Source organism: Rhizobium centroccidentale (assembly GCF_030182565.1).
GTDB lineage: Bacteria > Pseudomonadota > Alphaproteobacteria > Rhizobiales > Rhizobiaceae > Rhizobium.
Genome location: NZ_JAQJCG010000022.1, coordinates 14,395 through 33,638, shown reverse-complemented (window position 1 = coordinate 33,638; position 19,244 = coordinate 14,395). Strand labels below are relative to the sequence as shown.

At 60.1% G+C, this 19,244-nt stretch carries 23 protein-coding genes; 12 read left to right on the top strand and 11 right to left on the bottom strand.

The features are described 5' to 3' along the window. Window positions 1-14: 14 nt before the first annotated feature. The 3 genes from PH562_RS24220 to PH562_RS24210 are packed head-to-tail and all read right to left on the bottom strand — an operon-like array spanning window position 15 to window position 1,791. Window positions 15-887 (bottom strand): metal ABC transporter permease, encoded by an 873-nt coding sequence (locus PH562_RS24220; protein WP_285176223.1) that lies wholly within the window; start codon window positions 885-887, stop codon window positions 15-17. Next, window positions 884-1,666: a metal ABC transporter ATP-binding protein gene (locus PH562_RS24215; protein WP_285176222.1), complete on the bottom strand. Its 783-nt coding sequence runs from the start codon at window positions 1,664-1,666 to the stop codon at window positions 884-886. The genes PH562_RS24220 and PH562_RS24215 overlap by 4 nt, the downstream gene beginning before the upstream one ends. Beyond that, window positions 1,663-1,791, bottom strand: a complete 129-nt coding sequence (locus PH562_RS24210; protein WP_280949796.1) for a hypothetical protein — start codon at window positions 1,789-1,791, stop codon at window positions 1,663-1,665. The genes PH562_RS24215 and PH562_RS24210 overlap by 4 nt, the downstream gene beginning before the upstream one ends. 180 nt (window positions 1,792-1,971) lie before the next feature. Here PH562_RS24210 and PH562_RS24205 point away from each other — a divergent pair, with 180 nt between their 5' ends. Then, window positions 1,972-2,217: a type II toxin-antitoxin system ParD family antitoxin gene (locus PH562_RS24205; protein WP_113232062.1), complete on the top strand. Its 246-nt coding sequence runs from the start codon at window positions 1,972-1,974 to the stop codon at window positions 2,215-2,217. Then, a complete protein-coding gene (locus PH562_RS24200) occupies window positions 2,218-2,526 on the top strand; it encodes a type II toxin-antitoxin system RelE/ParE family toxin (protein ID WP_285176217.1) in 309 nt (102 codons plus the stop codon). It begins immediately after the preceding gene. A gap of 48 nt (window positions 2,527-2,574) precedes the next feature. Here PH562_RS24200 and PH562_RS24195 read toward each other — a convergent pair whose 3' ends face one another. After that, complete coding sequence (locus PH562_RS24195) at window positions 2,575-3,060, bottom strand: peroxiredoxin (protein WP_113232064.1); 486 nt, start codon at window positions 3,058-3,060, stop codon at window positions 2,575-2,577. 83 nt (window positions 3,061-3,143) lie between these two features. Continuing rightward, window positions 3,144-3,971 (bottom strand): protein-disulfide reductase DsbD domain-containing protein, encoded by an 828-nt coding sequence (locus PH562_RS24190; protein ID WP_285176215.1) that lies wholly within the window; start codon window positions 3,969-3,971, stop codon window positions 3,144-3,146. 140 nt (window positions 3,972-4,111) lie between these two features. On the opposite strand from PH562_RS24190, the gene PH562_RS24185 reads away from it, so the two are divergent. From PH562_RS24185 to PH562_RS24175, 3 genes are all read left to right on the top strand, one after another. Then, window positions 4,112-4,717, top strand: coding sequence for a YqgE/AlgH family protein (locus tag PH562_RS24185; protein WP_113232065.1), 606 nt, complete (start codon window positions 4,112-4,114; stop codon window positions 4,715-4,717). A gap of 95 nt (window positions 4,718-4,812) precedes the next feature. Beyond that, window positions 4,813-5,004, top strand: coding sequence for a CsbD family protein (locus tag PH562_RS24180; RefSeq protein ID WP_069613771.1), 192 nt, complete (start codon window positions 4,813-4,815; stop codon window positions 5,002-5,004). 144 nt (window positions 5,005-5,148) lie between these two features. Beyond that, the gene (locus tag PH562_RS24175; RefSeq protein ID WP_285176213.1) at window positions 5,149-6,204 is read left to right on the top strand and encodes a zinc-binding metallopeptidase family protein; all 1,056 of its coding nucleotides are present in this window, start codon (window positions 5,149-5,151) and stop codon (window positions 6,202-6,204) included. Between the two features lie 8 nt (window positions 6,205-6,212). On the opposite strand, the gene PH562_RS24170 is transcribed toward PH562_RS24175, so the two are convergent. The 4 genes from PH562_RS24170 to thrC are packed head-to-tail and all read right to left on the bottom strand — an operon-like array spanning window position 6,213 to window position 12,503. Beyond that, a complete protein-coding gene (locus PH562_RS24170; protein ID WP_285176212.1) occupies window positions 6,213-9,125 on the bottom strand; it encodes a sensor domain-containing phosphodiesterase in 2,913 nt (970 codons plus the stop codon). Beyond that, complete coding sequence (locus tag PH562_RS24165) at window positions 9,122-9,736, bottom strand: GNAT family N-acetyltransferase (protein ID WP_113232068.1); 615 nt, start codon at window positions 9,734-9,736, stop codon at window positions 9,122-9,124. Before PH562_RS24165 ends, PH562_RS24170 begins: the two co-directional genes overlap by 4 nt. 50 nt (window positions 9,737-9,786) lie before the next feature. Further along, window positions 9,787-11,085, bottom strand: coding sequence for a M16 family metallopeptidase (locus PH562_RS24160; protein WP_113232069.1), 1,299 nt, complete (start codon window positions 11,083-11,085; stop codon window positions 9,787-9,789). A gap of 20 nt (window positions 11,086-11,105) precedes the next feature. Then, on the bottom strand, window positions 11,106-12,503 hold the full coding sequence (gene thrC / locus PH562_RS24155) for a threonine synthase (RefSeq protein ID WP_285176210.1): 1,398 nt from the start codon (window positions 12,501-12,503) through the stop codon (window positions 11,106-11,108). A gap of 313 nt (window positions 12,504-12,816) precedes the next feature. Between thrC and PH562_RS24150 the strand changes: the two genes are divergently transcribed. Continuing rightward, window positions 12,817-13,437, top strand: coding sequence for a hypothetical protein (locus PH562_RS24150; protein ID WP_285176209.1), 621 nt, complete (start codon window positions 12,817-12,819; stop codon window positions 13,435-13,437). Between the two features lie 124 nt (window positions 13,438-13,561). On the opposite strand, the gene PH562_RS24145 is transcribed toward PH562_RS24150, so the two are convergent. Next, a complete protein-coding gene (locus PH562_RS24145; protein ID WP_285176208.1) occupies window positions 13,562-14,254 on the bottom strand; it encodes an HAD family hydrolase in 693 nt (230 codons plus the stop codon). Window positions 14,255-14,484: 230 nt separating this feature from the next. On the opposite strand from PH562_RS24145, the gene PH562_RS24140 reads away from it, so the two are divergent. The 3 genes from PH562_RS24140 to PH562_RS24130 all read left to right on the top strand — a co-directional run bounded on the left by PH562_RS24140 (window position 14,485) and on the right by PH562_RS24130 (window position 16,430). After that, entirely contained in the window at window positions 14,485-15,153 is a 669-nt protein-coding gene (locus PH562_RS24140) for a GntR family transcriptional regulator (RefSeq protein ID WP_285176206.1), read from the top strand. 264 nt (window positions 15,154-15,417) lie between these two features. Further along, window positions 15,418-16,008: a biotin transporter BioY gene (locus PH562_RS24135; RefSeq protein WP_285176205.1), complete on the top strand. Its 591-nt coding sequence runs from the start codon at window positions 15,418-15,420 to the stop codon at window positions 16,006-16,008. Then, window positions 16,005-16,430, top strand: a complete 426-nt coding sequence (locus PH562_RS24130; protein WP_285176204.1) for a DUF1284 domain-containing protein — start codon at window positions 16,005-16,007, stop codon at window positions 16,428-16,430. The genes PH562_RS24135 and PH562_RS24130 overlap by 4 nt, the downstream gene beginning before the upstream one ends. Here PH562_RS24130 and PH562_RS24125 read toward each other — a convergent pair. Continuing rightward, window positions 16,427-17,152, bottom strand: a complete 726-nt coding sequence (locus tag PH562_RS24125; RefSeq protein WP_285176202.1) for an ArsR/SmtB family transcription factor — start codon at window positions 17,150-17,152, stop codon at window positions 16,427-16,429. The genes PH562_RS24130 and PH562_RS24125 overlap by 4 nt on opposite strands. A 72-nt stretch (window positions 17,153-17,224) precedes the next feature. Here PH562_RS24125 and PH562_RS24120 point away from each other — a divergent pair, with 72 nt between their 5' ends. The 3 genes from PH562_RS24120 (at window position 17,225) to PH562_RS24110 (ending at window position 19,187) form a co-directional block, all read left to right on the top strand. Beyond that, window positions 17,225-17,554 carry an NIPSNAP family protein gene (locus PH562_RS24120; RefSeq protein ID WP_285176200.1) on the top strand — a complete coding sequence of 110 codons (330 nt, stop codon included), beginning with the start codon at window positions 17,225-17,227 and terminating at the stop codon, window positions 17,552-17,554. Continuing rightward, window positions 17,551-17,916 (top strand): antibiotic biosynthesis monooxygenase family protein, encoded by a 366-nt coding sequence (locus PH562_RS24115; RefSeq protein WP_285176199.1) that lies wholly within the window; start codon window positions 17,551-17,553, stop codon window positions 17,914-17,916. The genes PH562_RS24120 and PH562_RS24115 overlap by 4 nt, the downstream gene beginning before the upstream one ends. A gap of 140 nt (window positions 17,917-18,056) precedes the next feature. Further along, window positions 18,057-19,187, top strand: a complete 1,131-nt coding sequence (locus PH562_RS24110) for a site-specific DNA-methyltransferase (RefSeq protein ID WP_285176197.1) — start codon at window positions 18,057-18,059, stop codon at window positions 19,185-19,187. The last annotated feature ends 57 nt before the right edge of the window (window positions 19,188-19,244 follow it).

Below are 19,244 nucleotides of genomic sequence, written 5' to 3'. Positions count from 1 at the left end.
TCTCCTTGTTCGGATTAGCCCCGGAGATGGGGACGGGGGAAGAACCGCCGGGCAAGGCCCGAGGGTGCGAAGAGAATGGAGAAGCCGTAGATCAGGCTGGCGGTGATGATGATGGTCGGGCCCGATGCGAATTCGAGATGATAGGATGCGATGAGGCCGACATAACCTGAAGCCGTCGCCGTTCCTGTTGCGATCATCATCATGGCGGGCAGGCTGCGCGACCAGAGCTGCGCCACGGCCGCCGGCAGCATCATCAGCCCGACGGCCATCAGCGTGCCGAGCGCCTGGAAGCTAGCGACGAGGTTGAGAACGACCAGCAGCAGGAACAGGAAGTGATAGAGCGGTCCGCGCCCGCCGACGGCACGCAGGAAACCGGGATCGAAGCATTCCATGACCAGCGGCCGATAGATGACGGCGAGCGCCAGCAGCGTCACCGTCGTGATCGCACCGATCTGGTAGAGAGCCGGCGCGTCGATTGCGAGGATCGTGCCGAAGAGCACATGCAGGAGATCGATATTGGAGCCGCGCAGCGACACGATGAGGACGCCGAGCGCCAACGAAGTCAGGTAGAAGCTGGCAAAGCTCGCATCCTCCTGCAGCACGGTCACCCGACTGACGAGGCCGGACAGCAGCGCCACCGAAAGGCCAGCGACAAGCCCGCCTAGCCCCATGGCCGTCAGCGACAGCGAGCCGGCGATGAGATAGCCGATGGCAGCACCAGGCAGGACGGCATGGCTCATGGCATCGCCCATCAGGCTCATGCGCCGGAGCATCAGGAAGACGCCGATTGGGCCGGAGCCGAGGCCGAGACAGACGCAGGCAATCAGCGCGCGCCGCATGAAACCGTAGTCCGCAAAAGGGGCGAGGAAGATATCGTAGACGGTCATTCGGCAGGCTCCCGCTTCACGAGGGCGCCTTCGTCATGCTCTTCCTCGGACAGGCATGTCGCAGCCTCGTCATCCCAGCGCTCGGCCATTGCGCGCGCCTTGATGAGATTGGCGGGGCTCATAATATCCTGCGTCTTGCCCCATCCCACAAGTTCGCGGGCGATCAGCAGTGTCTCGGGAAAATAGCTTCGCACCTGCTCGAAATCGTGCAGCACGGCGATGACCGTGCGTCCCTCCCGGTTCCATCGCAGTACGAGGTCGAGAAGATCGCGTGTCGTGCGCTGATCGATCGCGGTGAAAGGTTCGTCCAGTAGAATGACGCGGGCATCCTGCAGCAGTAGCCGCGCGAATAGCACGCGCTGGAACTGCCCCGCCGAAAGCGAGCCGATATACCTCTTTTCGAAGCCCGAAAGTCCGACGATGCCGAGCGCCTCTTGCGCCCGCTCGGCATCCTCTAGAGAAAACCGGCCAAAGGCGCCGGAATTCTTCCACGCGCCGAGCATGACGGTATCGGCAACCGAGATCGGAAAGCGTCTGTTGATATCGGCGGCTTGCGGCAGATAGCCGAAATCGTTGCGGGCCAGCCCCCCGCGATCGATCGACCCTTCCGCCGGGCTGAGTTCGCCGACGATCGCTTTGAGCAAGGTCGATTTTCCCGCCCCGTTCGGCCCGGCAATCGCCGTCAGGCTACCGGTGGCAAAGCCGCCCGAGATGTGGTGAACGGCCGGATGGCGTTCATAGGTGACGGTGAGATTGTTGAGGCGGATCAGATCGTTCATGCCAGCGCCACCGCCCAGCCGATGGCTGCCCAAAGCACAGCAATGCCAACCGCTACATAGGCCAGGCGCATCAAGGCCGAGCGCCCCATGAGGGACGACGCGAAGGGATCACGATCAAAAGGCATTTCGGGGCTTTCAATTATGTAATAACATAACATGTTGTAACCGGTGAAATGGGGCGAAAAAGAGGCGAAGGGTGAATTGAGGGTTTTGAGCACCGGTAATTGGCGCTCTCCGCCGTTGATGCTATATATGGGGCATTATCTGTTATTCAGATATTCGGCGAGCCTGAAGAGGAGACGGATATGAATGTTTCTATCGGCGAACGCTGGGAGAAATTCGTTGAGAAAACCGTGGAAGAGGGGCGTTACAGCTCCGCCAGCGAAGTTGTGCGCGAAGGTCTCCGGCTCGTAGAGGAGCGTGAGGCGAAAATAGCAGCGTTACGGCGTACTTTAGAGGCATCGATCGATCGCGGAGGCGATATATCTGACGAGCAGCTTGGCGCCGCTTTGGAAGCCAAGGCTGCCGAACTGGCAAAAGAAAGCCATTGAGTGCCTCGGCTTCGTTATATAGCTGCCGCTCAGGATAACATCCTGGGTATTCTTGTATTTATAACGCGTCAAAGCGGCAACCCATCGGTCGCTTTGAAATTTACCGAAGAGCTACGCCGCAAGTGCGCAAGTCTTGCGGCCTTACCCGGTCAAATGGGCCGCCTCCGACCGGAACTGAGAGACGATATGCGAAGCTTCGCATTTCGTGGGTACGTGATCTTTTTCCGTTATGTCGACGATGTCTTCGAGGTTTTGAATGTGCTCGAAGGACATCGAGATTTCGACACTCATTTCAATGAGGAAGAATAAAACAAAGGGCGCTTTTGAGGCGCCCTGTTTCTTCCGTCCATCAAAATCTTAAAGCTGCTCGATCATCGCGGCAGCACCTGAAACCGTCGCCTGGCCGGGGCTTTCCTCGATATTCAGCGTCTTTACCACGCCGTTTTCCACCAGCATGGAATAACGCTTGGAGCGAATGCCGAGCCCACCGGCTGAGAGATCGACCTCGAGGCCGAGCGCTTTGGTGAAGGCGCCGTCCCAATCGGCGAGGAAGTGGATCTTGCCGAGGCCGCCGGACGATTGCGCCCAGGCGCCCATGACGTGCCAGTCGTTGATGGAAACCACGGCGATGTCATCGATGCCCTTGGCAAGAATGGCATCGCGGTTTTCGAGAAAGCCCGGTAAGTGATTGAGCGAGCAGGTGGGCGTGAACGCGCCGGGAACGGCGAAGAGGACGACGCGCTTGCCGGCAAACAGCTGCTCGGTGCTGATCTCGACCGGGCCGTCGGTGGTCTTTTCCTTGAAGGTGGCGGCAGGCAGCGTGTCGCCGATGGCGATAGTCATGGCTCTCTCCTTGGGTCGTTGTTTCGGGGCACTCGAACGGCCGCCGATGGCATGAAGATGGTTCAGAGAACTATAGATCCCAGCTATTCCAGCGCAAGGGTGGTTTCCATCGCCCGGTCGCCATCGACGACCAGAATACTCCAGTCCTTGCCTTTCGGATCATAATCCTTCGGCAATTTGCCGATCTCGATCTCGGCCGAGAAGGCAGTTCCCTCGCGCTTCGCATTCGCTTGCTGAAAGAACACGTAGCCCGACGGCCCCGTGACATAGATATCAGGCATCTTCCGGCTTGCCTCCGGCAGCGTCAGATGCAGCGAAAGGCTCTTGGCGTCGGTAGAGATCTTATGGCTCTGGACGGCGAAATCCGGGGAAGGAGGCTGCGGTAGCACAGCCTTTGCCGCATCGAGCAAGGCCAGTTCATGCGAGGTCGGCTGCACATCTGTCGGCAAGGGCAGGGAGTATTCGGCCTGGAAAGGAATGCAGATATCCTTGCAGAGGCCGATGAAAGCCGTCAGCTCAAGCTTTGCCGGCGCCTTGCCGGTGACACGCAGATCAAGCGGAAACGTGACCGGCGCGTCGTAGCCGATTTCCTGGATGGGGCCGACGCGGATCGGCTTCGGCACGGGATAGCCCGCCCTTTCCAGGGTTACGCCGCTGCCGGCTGCCGGCGTTATTTGCGGCGGAATTCCGCCCTGACCTGGTTCGCGCCAATAGGTGATCCAGCCCGGCTCCGGCTCGATCTGCAAGGCGGCACGGATATGCTCTTCCGCGTCCGGCGCCAGTGCGATCAGACGCATTCTGCCGCCCTGATTGTCTATCCACTCGCTCGTTGCGGCATGGGCCGCCGCGGTGCTGAAAAACAAAGTGGCGAGAAGTGCCGACAGGCGGGCAACGGTGCTTATTTCGATCATGGAACAAGGATTTAGCGGATAGGGCTGCCGGGAGCCAGCAGGACCGAAGAGGTAAATGATCATTTTCAGTTGATTGATTTATTACATTGCCCCATCTTGGTATGAGGCGGCGCAGTTGTGAACTGCGGTCAGGAGGCACGATGTCCCTATCGACGCTGAAGAATAGACGCGAAAGAGGTTTTCTCGATGGTCAGTTCCTGATCGCCATGCCCGGCATGGAGGATCGGAACTTTCATCGCACGGTTGTTTATATCTGCGCCCATTCCGATGCCGGCGCCATGGGCTTTGTCATCAACCGGGCTCAAAAGCTGACATTCACCGATGTCCTCTTGCATCTCGAAATGATAAAGGACGACGATGCTATCGTGCTTCCGCAGATGGCGCGCGATTTCCCGATCCAGACCGGCGGTCCTGTCGAAAGTGGCCGCGGTTTCGTTCTGCATTCCGACGATTACATCAGCGACAGCAGCATTCCGGTCAGCGACGATATCAGCCTGACGGCGACGCTCGATATCGTCCGGGCCATTTCCAAGGGAAGCGGCCCGAAGCGCGCGACCATGTTGCTCGGCTATGCAGGCTGGGGCGCTGGTCAGCTCGAGGCGGAGATCGGCAACAATGGCTGGTTGAACTGCCCTGCAAACGAAGAATTGATCTTCGATCGCAGCCTCGACAACAAGTATGACCGTGCGTTGGCTCTCATGGGTATCAATCCGGTCATGCTGTCACCGCATGCCGGCCATAGCTGAGCCGATTTGCGTTATTTTGGAACGAAATAGCTGATGTGACGTTTTTCTGGCAGAGCGACGGCAATTCCGCCGTCCTAGCCCAGGAGGCGTCAGACATGAGCAGCACGACCGACAAGGTGTCCGGTAAGGCGAACGAAATTGCCGGCAAGGCCAAACAGATGGCCGGCAAGGCGACGAATGATAAGGAAATGCGCGCCAAGGGCGCTGCGCAGGAAGCCAAGGGCAAGGTGCAGACCGCCGTCGGCAAGGCCAAAGATAAGGTCAAGGGGGCGGTCGACCGGATGTGACCGGCTGCTTGTTTTGCCAATCCATGGTCGCTGCTCCGTTTGAATTAACGTCGAAGCGGCGATGTTGGGAGGAAGAGCCTGTTACGGAAACGTGGCAGGCTCTTTAATATTCAGTATAGGGCAACCATCCTTTGCGAGGGGGGCATGCGGCTTTTCACCTGCGACCATTGCGGCCAGCCAGTGCATTTCGACAACAGGCAGTGTGTCCGTTGCGGACATCAGCTCGGCTTCGTTCCGGATCTGATGGCGATTCACGCGCTGGAGCCCGGTGAGAGCCCGAATTGGCATCTGGTTTCCGAACCCACCAGGCATCTGCGCTTTTGCGCCAATGCCGAGCTCGATATCTGCAACTGGCTCATCGATGCCGAGGATCAGCAGCTCTATTGCGTCGCGTGCCGGCACAATCGTCTCGTGCCGAACACCGACACCGAGCAGGGCGTAGATCGCTGGCGACGCATCGGCCAGGCGCAGCGGCATCTGTTCTATTCGCTCTTGCGCTTGAAGCTGCCCCATCCTAACCGGACAGAGGACCCGCAAGGCGGGCTGGTGTTCGACTTCCTTGAAGACGAAGTGCAAGGCGGCACTGTCGTCCCGGCGATGACAGGTCATGAGGAAGGACTGATCGCGATCCGCGCTGCGGAGGCCGACGATGCGACGCGCGAACAGGCGCGCACCTCGATGAACGAGCCCTATCGCACTTTGCTCGGCCACTTCCGCCACGAGACCGGCCATTTCATCTGGAACAAGCTTGTCCGTGATCGCGGGCAATTCGACCCCTTTCGCGCCATCTTCGGCGACGAGCGCGCCGATTATGGCTTGGCACTTCAGGCCCATTACGACAATGGCCCGCCTGCAAACTGGCAGGAAAGTTTCATCAGCGCCTATGCCAGCTCCCATCCATGGGAGGATTTCGCCGAATGCTTCGCGCATTATCTGCACATCGTCGATACGCTGGAAACGGCGTGCTCCTTCGGCTTGGCGATCGATCCCCATCGCTATCACGACATGGCGGCCGAGGTGGATTTCAATCCTTACAAGGCGGAAAGTGCCGAGCAGCTCGTCAGCGCCTGGATCCCTTTGAGCGTGGCGATCAATTCCATCCAGCGCAGCATGGGGCAGCCGGATTCCTATCCCTTCATTCTCTCGCCGCCGGTGGTTGCCAAGCTCGACTATATCAGGGAATTGATCGACAGCGCGTGATCGAATACTCAGGCGCGCTTCGTCAGCGGAAAGCGTTCCTTCAACAGGCGTATCACCGAATCCGATCCCATCGGCGGCCCGAAGATGAAGCTCTGGCCGTAGCTGCAGCCGATTTTGGCAAGCTCCAGCGCATCCTCTTCCGATTCGATGCCTTCGGCCACGACGCGCATGTTGAGTTCGCGCGCCATGGAAATGACCGAACGCAGCAGAACTGCCTTCTTGTCGCTATCGTCGCGGACCATCGCCTTGTCGAGTTTGATCGTATCGAAGGGAAAGCGGGTGAGATAGGCGAGGGAGGAGTAGCCGGTGCCGAAGTCGTCGAGCGCAAGGCCTATGCCGGCGTCACGCAGCTTGTCGAGGACGAGCCGTGCCTGTTCCGGATTTTCCATCACTTGCGATTCCGTCAGCTCCAGCTTGATGCGGCTTGGATCGCAATGGGTCTTGGCGAGCAGCGCACGGATATCGTCGTAAAGCTCGTTGTTGAGGAGCTGAACGCTGGAAAGGTTGATGGAGACGAACAGCGGCAGGTCACCGGTCTGTCGCTGCCATGCCTTCAGGTCGTTGGTCGCTTGCTCCAGGGCGAACATGCCGAGCGGGCCGATGATATCGGAAGCCTCGGCGATCGGGATGAATTCGGACGGCGGGATATTGCCGCGCTTCGGATGCTCCCAGCGCATCAGCGCCTCAAAGCCTGCGATTTCTGCATCCTCAAGCCGAACGATTGGCTGATAGACGAGCGAAAGTTCCTTGCGTTCGACCGCACGGCGCAAATCGGTTTCAAGCTGCAGCCGGTCGGTGCCGAAGCTGCGGAAGGCCGGTTGGAAAGGCTCGACGCGGTTGCCGCCGGCGCGCTTGGCGCGGTACATGGCAAGTTCCGCGTCGCTGAGCATCCCCGCCGCATTTTCCTGCTGATCGACCCAGGAGGTCAAGCCGACCGATGCCGTCAAAATGATCTCGCGGTTAGCGAAATTGATCGGTACCATGATCGCCTTGCTGATCGCGTCGGCAAAATCTGCGACCTTGGCGGGATCTCGTTCGGAAACGAGGATGAGGCCGAACTGATCGCCCGAAAGACGGGCGAGCGTATCCTGCGGCTTCATCAGGCGGCGAAGGCGACGGGTCAGCGCGATCAGGATATTGTCACCAGCGGCAAAGCCAAGAGTATCGTTGACGAGTTTATAGCGATCGATGTCGATGACGATGACTGTCGGCCGCAATTGATTTCCATCGGAAGCCAGCGTCAGAACGGCCTGCAGACGATCAAGGAAGACCTGGCGGTTCGGCAATCCGGTGAGATTGTCATGCACGGCATCGTGCAGCAGCCGCTCAATCGAATTCTTCTGCTCGGTAATGTCGACGATCGTACCGACGCAGCGAATGATCTCACCATTGGAGCCCAGCACTGGCCGGGCGCGGATCGACAGCCAGTGGAAATGCCCGTCTTCCGCGCGAATACGGAATTCGTGGTTCAGCCGGCCCCGCCGATGTTCCAGAAGCACGTCGAGTGTAGCGCGGAAACGGTCGCGATCATCGGGATGCAGCCGCGGCAGCCAGTTGCGCGCTGCGCCGTGCATGGTTCCGGGCGAAAGGCCGAGCTTCACCGAGATATCGGGCGTCGTCACCACGCGGTCGCGGGCCACGTCCCAATCCCAGACGGTATCGCCGGAGCCTGTCAGCGCCAGGGACTGTCGCTCCAGATCGGAGAACAGCCCTTGCTGGAAAGCACCGCCGGCAAAGGCGTGCTGCATAACCGTGAAGCCGATCAGGAGCACGATCAGCACGAGACCTCCGCCGAGTGCCGGCTGGATGATGTCATTGTCAAGCTTGCCCATGACCGTCATCCAGGCGCCGAACAGCCAGACGAGGATCAGCGCCCAGGCGGGCACGAGCAAGATGGCCCGGTCATATCGGCTGAAGCCGAGATAGATGATGAGCAGCAGGCCGGCCGTTGCCGTCAGCGCCAGCGACAGCCGGGCGATGCCGGCCGCAATCGACGGATCGTAGATCGCCACGCCGAAGAGCAGGGCAAGGCCGAGCACCCAGGCGAGCGTCACATAGCCGAGGTGAGCGTGCCAGCGATTGAGATTGAGATAGGTGAAGAGGAAGATCACCAGGCTGGAGGCGAGCGCCACCTCCGCGCAGGCGCGCCATATTCGCTGGTCGCTGGACGTGATGCTGATGAGCTTGCCGAGGAAGCCGAAATCAACGCAGATATAGCCGAGCACCGCCCAGGCGAGTGCGGCCGTCGCCGGCAGCATCGAGGTTCCCTTGACCACGAAAAGAATGGTCAGGAACACCGCCAGCAGGCCGGCGATGCCGAGCACGATGCCGCGATAGAGCGTGAAGGCGTTGACCGTGTCCTTGTACGCGTTCGGTTCCCAGAGATAGAGCTGCGGCAGGTTCGGCGACGAAAGCTCGGCAACGAAGGTGACGACGGCGCCGGGGTTCAGCGTTATGCGGAAAACATCGGCTTCGTCGCTAGGCTGACGATCGAGTGCGAAACCTTCGCTCGGCGTGATCGCGACGATGCGCTGCGAGCCGAGATCGGGCCAGAAGACTTTTGAATTCACAAGGCGGAAATGCGGGGCAACGATGACGCGCTCGAGCTGCTCTTCGGAGACATTGGCGAGCGCGAAAACCGCCCAGTCACCCTGATGATTGGGCGAGGAGGAGCGAACCTCGATGCGGCGGCGGATGCCATCGGCGCCGGCAGCCGTCGAAACCTGAAAGGCTTCACCCTGATTGGTGTAGATTTCGGTCGTCGCTGTGAGGTCGAGCGCAGTATCGTCACGCGAGATCTTCACGGGCTCGGCTGCATCGGCCATCCCGGCGATCAACAGCAGCATGGCGGCAGCAAGCGTTGCGATCACGGCGCATAGCCGGCGGGCCATCGGCCACGTCTGCATCGATCCGGCGATCATCGCTGGTCGAAGCTTCGGTTCGGGTTGGTGTCGGATGCCAACCTTGAAAACATCACATGGTCGCGCCACTGACCGTTGATTTTAAGATAACCGCGCAAATGACCTTCCCGCTGGAAACCGGCTTTTTCCAAAAGCCGCATGCTACGCTCGTTATCCGGAATACAGGCTGCTTCAATTCGGTGCAACTCAAGTCCGGAAAAGATATAGGGTATAACCAACTGAAGTGCGGCGAACATATGGCCCTGACCGGAGTAGCGCTCGCCCATCCAATACCCGATCATGCAGCTCTGCGCAGCACCTCGGCGAATATAGCCGATCGTGATGCCGCCAACCAGCGTCATGTTTTCCCTGAGAAAAATGAAGAGCGGTATGGCCTGGCCGGAGCTGTATTCCTGCTTACCACGGATGATGCGCGCCCGATAGGCACCTTCGGTCAGCTCGTCATGCCGCCAGGTGGGCTCCCAGGGTTCCAGAAAGCGGCGGCTTTCCGCCCGAAGCTTATGCCATTGATTGAAATCGGAATAGCGCGGCAGCCGCAGCAAATAATTGTCGTTTTCGAGTTCAACCGCGTCCGAATGACGTGAGAGAAACCGAAAGACAGATTTTTGCATGCCGCCAAGCACTCCCCCGAGAATTGCACCCATAGGCCTGCGGCGTGCCCTTAGCCGCTTGCGCTTCTGGAGGCAGGGACCGGCGACGACAGCGAGGTGACGATGTCCTCCATCGGCGCGAGCTGCTCCAGCGGCCCGATCGCAGAAAGCGTCGGTACTGTATCGAAGAACAGCCGGCCGGCAAGATCCGTCAGGCGATCGATCGTGATGCCTTCCAGGCGCTCCAGCATCTCCTGGTTCGGGATGGGGCGGCCATAAAGCATCATCTGCCTTGCGACCTGGCCGGCGCGGGCGGCCGGGCTTTCCTGGCCCATCAGCAGCTGTGCGCGGATCTGGGCGCGAGCTCGCTCGATTTCCTGCTGCTGAATGTCATGGGAGGATTTATGCAGCTCGTCGATGATGACGGGCAGCAGCTCCGGCAGGTTCTCGCCGCCGGTTGCGGCATGGATGCCGAAGATGCCGGTATCGGAGAAGCCCCAATGGAAGGCGTAGACCGAATAACAGAGACCGCGGAATTCGCGCACTTCCTGGAACAGCCGCGAGGACATGCCGCCGCCGAGGATATTGGCGAGGATCTGCGAGCAATAGAAATCGCGCGTGTGATAGGCGCGGCCTTCGAAGCCGAGCAGGATCTGCGCATCCATCAGGTCGCGCGTTTCGCGAATGTTGCCGCCGATATAGCGCGCCGGCTCGATAACGGGCGGAGCGGACGGTTTTGTCGGCAGGCTGGAGAAGCGCTCCTCGACCTGGCGTACGAAGCTTTCATGGTCGACAGCGCCGGCCGCCACGACGAACATGCGGTCGGTCGTATAGTTGCGGCTGAGATAATGGCGGATCTGTTCCGGCGAGAAGGATACGACGGTTTCCGGCGTGCCGAGAATGGCGCGCCCGAGCGTCTGGCCGCGATAGGCGACCTCGGAAAACTTGTCGAAGACGACATCGTCGGGCGTATCGTTGGCGGCATTGATTTCCTGCAGGATGACCTGCTTTTCGCGCGCCAGCTCTTCTTCGTCGAAAGCCGACTCGGTCAGGATATCGGCAAGGATATCGACGGCGAGCGGCACATGGTCCTTCAGCACGCGGGCATAATAGGACGTGGTTTCGGTCGAGGTGGCGGCGTTGACTTCGCCGCCGACATTCTCGATTTCCTCGGCGATCTGCCGGGCCGAGCGCCGCGCCGTGCCCTTGAATGCCATATGCTCGAGCAGATGCGCGATACCGTGTTCTGCTTCGGTTTCGTTGCGCGAACCCGACTTGATCCAAACGCCGAGTGCCACGCTTTCGAGGTGTGGCATCGATTGGGTCGCTACTGTCAGCCCGGACGCTAGCCGGGTGCACTCCACTGTCATCGCTTGTCTTTCCGCGTCTGTTATTCGCCGGTCCGGATATGCCTGCCGATAAAGCTTTCGACGGCTTTAAGTTCCGGATCGAGAATGTCGAAACGCTCCTCCCTGGTCATCAGACCAGCAAGCCACGTCGGAAGCGCCGGGTCAATACCGGATGCGGATTTTACTGCGGCGGGGAATTTTGCCGGGTGGGCGGTCGCAAGCGTTACCATCGGACTGCTGGGACGCTCGTTCTTGCCCGCAATGAAGACGCCGATTGCCGTATGCGGATCGAGCAGATAGCCTGTATCGGCAAGGGTTTTGCGGATCGTTTCGGCCACCTGCTTCTCGCTGGCGCGGCCAGCGCGGAAGTCCTTCTTGATGAACTTCAGAGCCTCTTCGCTGACCGAAAATCCGTTCGACTGCTTCAGGCTCTCCATGGCGGCGCGCACCTTGGAGGCGTCGCGGCCGTTGGCCTCGAACAGGAGCCGCTCGAAATTGGAGGAGATCTGGATATCCATCGACGGCGAGGTGGTTGCCTTGACTGAGCGCATTTCATAGCGGCCAGTCTTCAGCATGCGGGCGAGGATATCGTTTTCATTGGTGGCGATAACAAGCTTTTCGATCGGCAGGCCCATGCGCTTGGCGACGTAGCCAGCGAAAATATCGCCGAAATTGCCCGTGGGTACAGTGAACGAGATTTTGCGGTCCGGACCGCCGAGGGCGACGGCTGTCGTGAAATAATAGACAACCTGCGCCATGATTCGCGCCCAGTTGATGGAATTGACGCCGGAAAGCTTGACCTTGTCGCGGAAGGCGGCGTCGTTGAACATGGCTTTGACGAGGTTTTGGCAATCGTCGAAATTGCCCTTGATCGCCAGCGCGTGAACATTTGCCGCCGTCGAGGTGGTCATTTGCCGCTGCTGCACCGGCGAGACTTTTCCATGCGGGAAAAGAATGAAGATATCGGTGCGTTCGCGTCCGGCAAAGGCGTCGATCGCCGCACCGCCAGTATCGCCCGAGGTCGCGCCGACGATGGTCGCCCGCTGGCCGCGCTTTTCCAGCGCATAGTCCATAAGCCGCGCGAGCAGCTGCATGGCGACATCCTTGAAGGCGAGCGTCGTGCCGTGGAAGAGCTCCATGACGAAGCTGTTCGGCCCGGTCTGGACGAGCGGTGCGACCGCCGGATGCCGGAAGGTGGCGTAGGCATCATCGATCATGCCGCGGAAGACATCGGCCGGGATTTCGCCATTGGTGAAGGGCGAAAGGACGGCGAAGGCGACATCCTGATAGCTCTTGCCGCGGAACGCGCGGATTTCCTTCTTCGTCAGGACAGGCCATTCACGGGGAACATAAAGCCCGCCGTCACGAGCAAGGCCGGCCAGAAGAGCGTCGCAGAAGCCAAGGGCAGGGGCTTCTCCCCGCGTTGAAATGTAGTCCACGGTCTAGAATTCCTTTGGTCGCAAAATTGCCTGAGTGATCGATTGAGAGGGTAGAGGAACGAAGCGACGGCGGCCGGTCTTTTTGCGTCGGATCAGCCGCGTGGTTTTCGCGTTTGCGCAAGGCGCGTGGGATCGGCGCCATGTGGCGTCTGTTTGTGGCAATGTGTGGATCTCGAAAAGTGAGCCAAAACGGTGTCTACCCAATCGATTTTTCGCTGCGTCGCTGGTATAGACCATCGCCAAGTGTCATAAAAGGCCCGTTTGACAGGCTGCAGGCCGATTACATGAAATATATGGAGAGGGTGGAATTATAGTGTTTGGCAAGGTTTCGCGTCGTCTTTTCTCCGCTTCGCTTCTGGCATTGCTGACGGGTTGCAGCACTCTCGGCATCGGCGGCAACAGTGAAAAACAGCCGGCAACGGATGTAACGGTAGCGCCGCAAACCGGAGCCACGACTGCTGCACCTACGGGCGGTCAGACCTATGTCGCCGGCAAGTGCCCGCAGGCTGTCATCCGCGACGAGGATTCGGTCTATCGCACCTACGCCAAGGGCGCCAAGGACGATCCGAACCAGCTGATCTATCAGGCTTCGCTGGCACAGGCGACCCGCCAGTGCACCACGGACGGCACCAGCCTCGGCATTCACGTCGTAGCGCAGGGACGCCTGGTTGCCGGTCCCATGGGCAGCTCCGGCAAGATAACCCTGCCGATCCATGTTGCCGTCATGGACAACGACAATGCGCTCTATAGCAAGACCATTATGTACACGGCGGAAATCCCGCCGGGCGAGACCACTGCGCAGTTCCTTTTCACCGATGACGATATCCAGGTTGCCGGTGGCTCGGGCGGCTTCACCATCGTCCAGATCGGCTTCGATCAAGGCCCGCAGAAGCCGGCAAAGGGCGAGAAGCCGGCGCGCAAGAAGCGTCACTAAGGTTGGGGTCAAGCGGTAGGCGGTAGGCAGTAGGCAGTAGGCAGTAGGCAGTAGGAAAAGATCACCTTGTCCTTGTTGCCGCCGGCACTATAGCCGCAACATTTATTGCCTATTGCCTATTGTCTCAGAGGACGCCATCCCATTCGGCGAGTGCCATGACGACGCCGGGCAGCTCGGCCATGCGGCTGACAACGGTTTCGGCACCGGCATCGGTCAGCCTGTCGGCATGCGAAGGATAGCTGTGCGATGCGCCGGTGAAGCCGATGACGCGCATGCCGGCAGCGCGCGCCGCCTGGACGCCGTGAACCGAATCTTCGACGACGATCGTATTAGCTGGGCTGACATTCATCTGCTTGGCGCCATGCAGGAAGATGTCCGGCTTGGGCTTTACGCGGTCGGCGCCGAGATCCTTGGCGGAAAAGATATTGGGAGCAAACAGCTTGAAGTAACCGACCTTTGTCAGCATCATTTCAAGCCGCGCGGCGCTGGAGTTCGAGCAGATGCAGCGCGGCATCGGCAGGCGTGACAGCGCCTGCGGCACGCCCGATATAGCCTGAACGTCGCTGGCAAGCGCTAGGTCGAGCAGTTTTTCCGATTTGTCGAGCAGCGAAGCAGAGAGGGGGATGCTGGCCTCGCGCTCGACTTCGAACAGGATGTTGCGCCACGTCATGCCGGAGAAGCGTTCGCCCATTTCCTCGGCGCTGATCGGATAGCCGGCATCGGTCAGCAGCTTCGATTCAACCTGCGCCGCGATGATTTCCGAATCGACCAGAACGCCGTCGCAATCGAAAATGATGAGGTCGAAACCATTGCTCATGAAATTACTGCCTTTGATGTGGCTGGGATCGGCACGCTCCAGGAAACCATCGGTGTTTCGGGAGGTGCTCTGAAAAACGACCGCCGGGCTTTACACGATATGTCGGCAAAGCTCAACCAATTGGCGGGCATGGCTGCGCTGCAGTGAGCGAAAAGGTCGAAATGCGCAAAAGAGGTGACGAAGGTTTCTTGTCGCTCGACATCGGATGGCCCCGCCTTTAAGGATCGGCCATGGCCAAGGGGCGCGACGACACCATTGCTAGCCGCATCAGCCGGGTGCTTGCCGACCGCATCATCCGCGGCGAGATCGCGCCCGATGCCCGCTTGCGGCAGGATCATATCGCCGAGGAATTCGGCACCAGCCATGTGCCCGTGCGCGAGGCGTTCCGGCGGCTGGAGGCGCAGGGGCTGGCGATCAGCCTGCCGCGCCGCGGCGTTCGCGTCGCCTCCTTCGATCTGAAAGAAGTCCGCGAGGTTGCGGAAATGCGCGCAGCCCTCGAAGGTCTCGCGCTCAAGCACGCGGCTCCACATTTGACCGCAGCCATTCTGGACGAAGCCGAGCAGGCGACGCGCGACGGCGATGCCGCCGGTGACGTTCATGCCTGGGAGGAAGCCAATCGGCGCTTCCATCGCCTGATCCTGGCGCCCTGCGGCATGGCACGCCTGCTCGCGGCGATCGACGATCTGCATGCCGTGAGCGCTCGCTTTCTCTTCTCCGCCTGGCAATCCGGCTGGGAGAAGCGCACGGATCACGACCACCGCGCCATTCTGGCGGCACTCCGTCAGGGGCGGGCCGAAGAGGCTGCTGCGATCCTGCAGAAGCATGTGCAATGGATCGGCCGCGCGCCGGTGCGCACGCCTTCGGGATCGACACGCGACGCTTTCGCAATCGTCGGCTAAAAATTATAGATAATTTTGAGATATGTGGCTGAGCACGCTTTGAAGGCGGCGCTCTACGAGGGCTTCCTTCGCCCTGATGTCGCCGCGCCACGGTCAGTGCCCTGCTTTAGTGAGTCGCGTCTCTTGGATTTTATTACCCTTATTTTTCAATGGTATTTCGTGCTCAGTCGAAATATCGAACGCTTGCCACTTGCCTGGTTGCGCGATCTCTCTCATAAAATAGATGAGAATCAAAAATTATCTATAATTCTGGAAGGAGAGCCCATGTCCCTGTTGCAGCATCATGATGAAGTCGCTTTCGATCCGCTCCGCCTTGGCCAGCGTTCCCTCATTGCCAAGACCGTGTTCATTCTCGCCGGAACGCTGATCCTGGCGCTCGCATCGCGAATCTCGGTTCCGATGGTGCCGGTGCCGATCACCATGCAGACATTCGCGATCACCATGATCGGCGCTCTCTATGGCTGGCGTCTTGGTGCGGTCACGGTTCTTGCATGGCTGGGCGAAGCCGCGATCGGCTTTCCGGTGCTCGCCGGCGGGGCAGGCGGCGTTGCGCCCTTCATGGGGCCGACGGCGGGTTATCTGGCCTCCTTCCCGATCATCGCAGCCCTTGTCGGCTGGCTTGCCGAGCGCGGCTGGAGCGGCAACCGCGGCGTGCGCAGCTTCATCGCCCATCTCTCGGCCAACATTCTTTGCCTGGCGATCGGCGGCGCATGGCTTGCAGCGCTGATCGGCGTGGAGAAGGGCTGGCTGCTTGGCGTAGCGCCCTTCATCCTCGGCGCTGTGCTCAAGTCGGCGCTTGCGGCTGCAGTGCTGAAGACCATCCAGGTCTATGGCGGCAAGGCGCGTCTGAATTGACCGTCAGGCTTCGCGCCCACCATCTGCTCTGCATGCTGACCTTCGTCGGTGAAGGCTATACTTCAGCCTTCACCGACAATTATCGCCGCATCGCCGAGCGGCTGTCGGATGGGGAGGAGATCAAACTGGTCTCAGGCCCCGATGACATCTGCGCGCCCCTCCTGAACGGGGAGGAGCCGCATTGCTTCAAGACCTCGGTCATCGAGCGGGACGCGGCTGCTCTTGCCGATATCGCGGCATTGCTGGGCGAGGAGATCGGCCCCGGAACCGTGTTGGTGCCGGATGCCAGGCTGCTTTCCAAGCTCCGCCGTAATTTCGCCAGCGGTGAAATCCGTCACGCCTGCCTCGGCTGCGAATGGGGTGAGCTCTGCAGCCGTATTGCTGCAAACAATTTCAGTGGTGTCCTGATCAAGGCAGCCTAAGGCGTGTTATCCAGCTCCGGCTGCGAGGTGCTCTCGCTTAATTCAAGTGGAAAGAGCGCCAGAAATCGGCGCTCGCCTTCTGGCGTGAAGAAGATCGAGCGGCTGTTTTCGGTGCGCCGCGCCCATCCCTTGTCGAGGAAATTCGAAAGCAGTGCTTTGCCGAGGCTACCGGCGAGATGCGCACGCCGCTCGCTCCAATCCAGGCAGGATCGGCAAAGCGGACGGCGGCTCGAGCGCAGCCCGGAGACATCGATGCCGATCGACCCCAGATGCCTCTCGCCGTCGGCTGTCAGGCTCAGACCTTCGCCCACGGCGGATATCGACCCGGCCTCGATCAGGCTGTCGAGCATGCGCACGCCATAGTCGCCGGCCAGATGATCGTAGCAGATGCGCGCCTTGCGCAGCGCCGGCTCCTTCGGGCCGGGACGATGGCGCAGATGGCCGCGGCTTGCGGCAAAGCCCATGATGCTCTCAAGCAGTTTGCCGACGCGATCGTCGGCCAGCGTGAAATAGCGATGGCGGCCCTGCTTGCGCTGTACCAGCAGGCCGCCCGCTTCGAGCTTGGAAAGATGAGCGCTCGCGGTCTGCAGCGTCACGCCGGCAGCCGCTGCCAGTTCCGTTGCCGTCAACGCCCGGCCGCCCATAAGCGCCGTCAAAATATTCGCTCGCGCGGGATCGCCGATCAGCGAGCCGATCTGTGCTATGTCTGGACCTTCTTTCATACTTCGATCGTAACCGAACTATCTCCGTCCTGCAATGTGCGAAAACACTCCCATCAGCAAAGGAGAAAGCCAATGATTACCTGTTTCATCCGCTATCAGATCGATCCGTTCAAGCAGGACGCCTTCGCGGAATATGGCAAGGCCTGGGGCCAGGTCATCCCGCGCAACGGCGCGGACCTGATCGGCTATTTCGCCCCGCACGAGGGCTCGCTGACGACGGCCTACGGCATCTACAACATCGAAAATCTCGCCGCCTACGAAGCCTATCGCAAGAGCCTCGCCGCCGATCCGCTGGCGCAGGCCAATCTCGATTTTGCCCGCCGCGAGCGCTTCATCTTGCAGGAAGACCGCATTTTCCTGAAGAATGTCTCGTTGCCGCACGCTCCGAGGGTATCGCCATGATCGCAGTCATTTTTGAAGTCATTCCCCATCCCGACGAGCGTCAGCACTATCTGGACATTGCTGCAATGCTGCGCTCCGAACTCGAAACGATCGACGGCTTTATCTCGATCGAGCGCTTCGAAAGCCTGAGCCAGCCAGGTAAATTCCTGTCGCTGTCCTTTTGGCGCGACGAGGCGGCCGTTCGCCAATGGCGAAACCGCGAGGCACATCGTGCCGCCCAGAAAGCGGGTCGCAAGACGGTCTTTGCCGACTATCGTTTGCGTGTCGCGCAGGTGCTTCGCGATTATGGGATGAGCGAACGCGCAGAAGCGCCCGACGACAGCCACGCAGTGCACGATAATCTAGGGCTTTCAACGCGATAGCGCCTTTTGACGAGGCCTGCATTCTCGGCGGCTTCGTCGGGAATGCAGAAAATATGACGCCGCTTTAGTCTTTGGTAACCAAGTTAGGTAACCATAACACTCAGTTAAGAGCACCGAGTAAGTGTAACAGCGAGTATCACATGGCGTCAGTTTTCCCGCTTGCCGACCTCAGGACCTCCGCAACCCCGGGTTCCTGGATCGACACGATCATCAAGGGCGATTGCGTGGCCGCTCTTGAGGCACTGCCCAATCAATCCGTCGACGTCATCTTCGCCGACCCGCCGTATAATCTCCAGCTCGGCGGCACGCTGCATCGTCCGGACCAGTCGCTGGTCGACGCCGTCGATGACGAATGGGACCAGTTCGCCTCCTTCGAAGCCTATGATGCCTTCACCCGCGCCTGGCTGCTCGCCTGCCGCCGCGTGCTGAAGCCGACGGGCACGATCTGGGTTATCGGCTCCTATCACAATATCTTCCGCGTTGGCGCGACCCTCCAGGATCTGAACTTCTGGATCCTCAACGACATCGTCTGGCGCAAGACCAACCCGATGCCGAATTTCAAGGGCCGCCGTTTCCAGAATGCCCATGAGACGATGATCTGGGCGAGTCCGAACGCCAAGGCGAAGGGCTATACCTTCAACTACGATGCCATGAAGGCCGCCAATGACGATGTGCAGATGCGCTCGGACTGGCTGTTCCCGATCTGCAATGGCAATGAGCGGCTGAAGGGCGATGACGGCAAGAAGGTGCATCCGACGCAGAAGCCGGAAGCGCTGCTGGCCCGTGTCATCATGGCCTCGTCGAAGCCCGGCGACATCATTCTCGATCCCTTCTTCGGATCGGGCACGACGGGCGCCGTTGCCAAGCGTCTCGGCCGCCACTTCGTCGGCATCGAGCGCGAGCAGGATTATATCGACGCGGCAAGCGCCCGTATCGCGGCCGTCGAGCCTCTCGGCAAGGCGGAACTGACTGTGATGACCGGCAAGAAGGCGGAAGTGCGCGTTGCGTTCAACGTGCTCATCGAGAGCGGTCTCATCAAGCCCGGCCAGGTGCTGACCGATGCCAAGCGCCGCTACAGCGCCATCGTTCGCGCCGACGGCACGGTTGCCTCGGGTGGCGAGGCCGGCTCCATTCATCGCCTTGGCGCGAAAGTCCAGGGCCTTGATGCATGCAATGGGTGGATGTTCTGGCATTTCGACGATGGCCGTTCCCTGCGTCCGATCGACGAACTGAGAGCCATTATCCGCAGCGATCTGGCCAAGGTTGAGTAGCTTCAGCCATTTCCCGCAAACATATCCGCCTTCTTCCGCCGTGTACCTCCAGTCAGG